Here is a 4,669-nt window from a genome sequence, read left to right as displayed (position 1 = left end):
GCTAGGCGAATCCTCCAGGCGTGCACATTCCCCAACGCGTGGGCAACGTGCGGCATTCAGCATAGCGGAACTCGAACCCCTGATGCGAATCGAGAGTAAACCAGCGGCAGGATCCGAGCCGAACGGCGTCGTCCTACCGAACGTTAGCCCTTCACAGCGCCGCCGGTGAGACCCGAGACGATATACCGCTGCAGCAGCAAGAACAGAAGCACCACGGGGATTGCCGACAGGATGGCACCGGCGGTGAACACGCCCCAATTCTCGCCGAACTGTACGGACACGAACTGGTACAGCCCCACGGCCAGGGTGTACTTCTCGGGGTCCTGCAGCACGATCTGCGCCAGCAGGAAGTCGGAGAAGGACGCAATGAATGAAAGCATGCCCACGACCACCAAGATGGGTGTAACCAGGGGAAGGATGATCGTCCAGTAGATCTGGGAGTGCGAAGCGCCGTCCAGGGTGGCGGCCTCGTCCAGGTCCCGGGGAATCGTGTTGAAGAACCCGTACATCAGGAACGTATTGGCACCCAATGCGCCCCCCAGGTAGACCGCGACCAGACCCAGCCGTGAGTTCAGGCCAAGGAACGGGTAAACCTCGGAAATGCTGAAGAGCAGCAGGAAGATCGCCACGAACGCCAACAACTGCGGGAACATCTGGATGATCAGCAGGGACATCAGCCCGCCCCCACGGAACTTGAAGCGGAACCGTGAGAATGCGTAAGCCGCGGCTGCCCCCATCAGCACCGCCCCCACCGCGGTGGTGATGGAAATGAACATGGAGTTCCCGAACCACGTCATGAACGGGTTCTGCGGATCGGTGAGCAGGTTCTGGTAATTTGCGCCGGTCACCTCCGCGAAGAGATCATTGGAGCCCAACAGCGAACCGGTAGGCGACAAGGACGCCGAAAACGCATAAATCAGCGGGAACAATGCAAAAACACAGGCCACGACCGCGGCAATGTGTTTCCATCCCCCGCGGGCAAAACGCTGTCCGGCGCTGAGCCGCGAGCGGGAACCGGGCCGATCGTTCTTGACGGTCGAGGTGGTTGAAGTAGACATGTCAGTTGATCTCCTCGAAAGCCTTGCTGCGGCGGAACGTCAGTGCCGAGACCAACGCGACCATGATGAAGATGAGGATGGACAGCGCGGAAGCCACGCCGTAATCGTTGGTACCGCCCGCAAAGGCGATCTTGTACACGAAAGAAATCAAGATGTCCGTGGCACCCACACCAGTGGTGGATTCCAGATTCTGCGGCCCGCCACCGGTCAACAGGTAAATGACGTTGAAGTTGTTGAAGTTCATGGCGAACGAGGCGATCAGCAAAGGACCAACGGCCACCATGAGCATCGGCAGGGTGATCGAACGGAACCTCTGCGCAGCACCCGCGCCGTCCATTTCCGCCGATTCGTACAGCTCGGACGGGATGGACTGCAGGGCACCCGTGGTCACCAGGAACATGTAGGGGAAGCCCAGCCACAGGTTCACCATCAGCAACGAGGCCCTGGCCAGCCAAGGGTTGTCCAACCAGGGGATGTTTGCGCCACCCAGGAGCACCTGGTTGATGTACCCGAAGTCCGCGTTGAGCAGTCCCGCCCAGATCAGGATCGACAGGAACGCGGGAAACGCGTAGGGCAGGAAAATGATCGCCCGGTAGACGGTGCGGAACTTCAAGTTCTTGTCGTTGAACAGAATGGCCAAGAGGAGACCCAGGAAGAATGTGAGAGCCACGGAGAGGATGGCGAACACGAAGGTCCACAGAGTGACGGACACGAACGGGCCGCCCAGGATCTCCGGATTGAAAATGGCCGCAAAATTCTGGAGTCCCACGAAAACCCGCCAACCGGGGCGCAGTTCCTCACCCGCGGGGCTGACGAATGAGCCTTCTCCGTTGTTCGGGTACACGGTCCCGTCATTGGCAACCATGGCGTCCGTCTGCTCGTCGTACACCAGGGACGGTGTGTAGGCGTACGCCGTGCGACCGTCATCGGTGCGCAATACGCCGTCGGCGGCGTCCTCGGAAACGGGCACCCGCAGGTCCATGACCTCTTCGTACGCAGCCGTGACCTGGCCGTAGTCCAGCAGGTCATAGCCGGGAACTTCCGCGATGACACCGTCGGTGACCTGAGCATCCCCGGCTGCCGAAAGCGGCTGATCCTGCGTTCCCACCAGCACTTGCTCGTCCTGCGTTGTGGCCAACGCGAGCTCACCGTTGTTGCTGAGCACTCTCACGGAGTACTCCCGGCCACCTTCCACACGCTGTTCGTACGTGCGGGTGAGCTGATTGATGGCCGCTTCCTTGGTGGAGTTGTGGCCGTCGCCGTAATTGGTGAAAGCGGTGGCCGCGGTGTAGAGGACCACGAAGATCTGGAACACCAGCAGGAAGATCAACCCGGGGTAGAGGTACTTGGCCGGCAACACCCTGCGGGTCGGGAGGAAATAGACCAGGTCGGCAACGATCAATGCAATCAACAGGAACGCCAGGATTCCCCAGCTCCCTGCCGCCCACGCGGAGAGAATCCCGAACAAACCGAAGGCGTTGACCAATGCCATCAGGACCAGCTTGACCACGAACCCCGCGCTGAAGCCGCGTGAGTGGGAATGCCGGATGTGCAGGGGAGCGCTCAAGCTGTCACCGTGGCCCGAGCCGTTAATCGCAGCAGAAGTGTCAGGACGATCGGTGCTCGTACTCATTGGATTTGTCCTTCGATATTGGCGACCATGCGATCCCAAAGCTCAACCGGGTCGCCGTTGCCGTTGACGATCCCGTTCTCGGTGGTCCCCCAGAACGCCCAGACCGCGCCCATGGCGGGGATGGCCGGCATGGGTAACGCCGTGGTGGCGATTTCCGCATATGCCGAACGCAACGGGTCATCCTTCATGTTCTCGATCGCCACTTCGCTGGCCGGGGGCCGGTCGGTGCTTTCGTACATCGCCGTTTGGGATTCCGGGCGAGTCAGGTAATTGGCGGCAAAGTCCTGCGCCGCCACCGGATTCGATGCGTTGGCGTTGACGAAGAAGGCCTGAACGCCGGCGAACGGACGCGCCTCTTCACCACCGGCGGGGGGTACGGGCAGGACGCTCACGTTCATGTCCGCGGCTTCGATGTCCACGAGATCCCAGGGACCGGCGATGTGGAACGCGGACTCGCCGGACATGAAGGATTCCTTGGCGATGTCCGGCGTCATGGATGTCCTAAGGTCTCCGCTCCGGCCCAGTTCTGCCAGGTATCGGGCGAATGCGTGTCCGCTCTGGCCACCCATGGCCAGATCGCTCGAGTACTCACCGTCCTCGTCGCGTTCAAAAACTTCCGCCCCGAAGGAGGTTTGCAGTGGGTACAGGTGGTAAGGGTCCCCGGCATCGGGTGACTGGCTCACCGTGAACGGGTAGTCAACACCCCGTTCGTTCATGAGGCGGTGACCTTCCGCGCGCAATGCGTCGAATGTCTCGGGATCATCGGTGGTCAGGTCGTTGTTGCGCACCAGCGCCACGCTTTCCACCGCGTAGGGCACCCCGTAGCTGACCCCGTTGTAGACCACGGCGTCCCGCGCGTTCTGGGTGAATTCTTCACCCCGGTCGCCCAGTTCGACCGGCGCGACCACGCCGTTGGCGGCCAACTGACCCAAGTTGTCGTGGGGGGACACGATGATGTCCGGAGCCTGCCCGGTGGGCGACTGGGAGATGAAGTTGGAGATGGCCTGGGCGTTGATCTCCCGCTCGATGAAACGCACGTCCACACCGGTGTCCGCCGTGTATTTCTCGGCGATTTGGCGCAGCGCGGGGATTTCGTCGTCACCGGCCTGGATCGTGACTTCTCCCGGGCCCACACCCAGCGCTGCCACCCCCGTGGTGGGCGCGGAGGAACACCCCGCGAGGAGAAGAGCGCAGCCGGCGGCTGCCGCGACTAACCGGCGTGAGGGAGTCATGAGATTGTCCTCTTCAGTTGTCCGTGTGCTCATGAAGTGGCCGATCCACGCGAGGGCGGAGACCGGTCTCATTGGGGCAACCGATGACCGGTTGACGCGTCGAAAAAGTGGATATGTTCCGTGTTCGGAGCCACCCACACGGTGCTACCGACCCGCAACGGCGTGCGACCGTCCGTGCGCACAACCACGGGGCTGGCGCCATCGTCCTTCGCGTCGGGATCGGCTTCCGCAACCTGCGCGGAGGGATCCACCCGCACCACGGTGTTGGCAGCAGTGACCGGCGCGAGGTAGCCGTACACGTAGGCGTCCGCGCCGAGTTCCTCGACCACCTCGGCGACAATGGGCAGCCCTGTACCTTCCTGAGCGGTAGCCATGTCCTCGGGGCGGATACCCACGGTGACTTCGTCGGTGGTCAGTGCCTCCTGCTGGGCGGGGGAGAGATCTAGGGCCAGGGACCCCAACTTCACCTGCCGGTGGTGCACGGTCGCACGAAACAGGTTCATGGCCGGTGAACCGATGAACCCGGCAACGAACTCGCTGTTGGGGTGGTCGTAGAGCTTCCTGGGGGTGTCAACCTGCATGAGCACACCGTCCTTGAGTACGGCCACCCTGTCACCCATGGTCATGGCCTCCACCTGGTCGTGGGTCACGTAGACGGTGGTGACACCCAGGCGGCGGGTCAGTGCAGCAATCTGGGTTCGTGTCTGGACCCGCAGCTTGGCGTCCAGATTTGACAGCGGCTCGTC

4 protein-coding genes are annotated in these 4,669 nt (G+C 62.1%); all 4 read right to left on the bottom strand.

Features of this window, described 5'->3' with window-relative positions; all coding sequences use genetic code 11:
- Window positions 1-143 precede the first annotated feature (143 nt).
- Window positions 144-1,058: a sugar ABC transporter permease gene (locus tag Q4E95_RS10350; RefSeq protein ID WP_223841038.1), complete on the bottom strand. Its 915-nt coding sequence runs from the start codon at window positions 1,056-1,058 to the stop codon at window positions 144-146.
- Window position 1,059: 1 nt separating this feature from the next.
- Complete coding sequence (locus Q4E95_RS10345; protein ID WP_303383230.1) at window positions 1,060-2,625, bottom strand: ABC transporter permease subunit; 1,566 nt, start codon at window positions 2,623-2,625, stop codon at window positions 1,060-1,062.
- A gap of 62 nt (window positions 2,626-2,687) precedes the next feature.
- Window positions 2,688-3,923 (bottom strand): maltose ABC transporter substrate-binding protein, encoded by a 1,236-nt coding sequence (locus tag Q4E95_RS10340; RefSeq protein WP_190780771.1) that lies wholly within the window; start codon window positions 3,921-3,923, stop codon window positions 2,688-2,690.
- Between the two features lie 68 nt (window positions 3,924-3,991).
- Window positions 3,992-4,669: ABC transporter ATP-binding protein (locus tag Q4E95_RS10335; RefSeq protein WP_368660327.1), on the bottom strand; the 678-nt coding region annotated here is incomplete at its 5' end.

The organism is Kocuria sp. (assembly GCF_030536815.1).
GTDB classification, from domain to species: domain Bacteria; phylum Actinomycetota; class Actinomycetes; order Actinomycetales; family Micrococcaceae; genus Kocuria; species Kocuria gwangalliensis.
The sequence above is the reverse complement of the archived record's forward strand: the minus strand, read 5'-3'. Positions and strand labels throughout refer to the sequence as shown.

Bases quoted from the DNA above. Each gene is read 5' to 3' on its own strand.
- Q4E95_RS10350 (WP_223841038.1), bottom strand. From the start codon at position 1,058: ATGTCTACTTCAACCACCTCGACCGTCAAGAACGATCGGCCCGGTTCC.
- Q4E95_RS10340 (WP_190780771.1), bottom strand. From the start codon at position 3,923: ATGACTCCCTCACGCCGGTTAGTCGCGGCAGCCGCCGGCTGCGCTCTT.